The organism is Pseudomonas sp. SIMBA_067, from assembly GCF_046534675.1.
GTDB lineage: Bacteria > Pseudomonadota > Gammaproteobacteria > Pseudomonadales > Pseudomonadaceae > Aquipseudomonas > Aquipseudomonas putida.
In genome coordinates this window covers 1-266 of record NZ_JAWRYH010000575.1, presented here as the reverse complement: position 1 = coordinate 266, position 266 = coordinate 1, and the positions used below count along the sequence as shown (strand labels likewise).

Here is a 266-nt window from a genome sequence, read left to right as displayed (position 1 = left end):
CAATGAGGACTCCCATGCGTCTTATCCGCATGCTGTTGTTGCCGGCACTGGCCCTGACCGCTGTTTCGGCTCACGCTGACCCGGCCTCCGTCGCCAGCCTGAAGAACCTGTTGGACAAATCCCAGACCCTGACCGCGCGCTTCTCCCAGTTGACCCTGGATGCCGGTGGTACCCAGTTGCAGGAAACCGCAGGCGAAATGGCCGTGCAGCGTCCTGGCCTGTTCTACTGGCATACGGAAGGCAAGTCTGAGCAGACCATCGTCTCC

The 266-nt window shown here is 61.3% G+C and carries 1 protein-coding gene; it reads left to right on the top strand.

What is annotated here, in order from left to right; all coding sequences use genetic code 11:
• Positions 1–14: 14 nt before the first annotated feature.
• Positions 15–266, top strand: a 252-nt coding sequence (locus SB765_RS30390; RefSeq protein ID WP_410932590.1) for an outer-membrane lipoprotein carrier protein LolA, incomplete at its 3' end; no start/stop codon positions are given.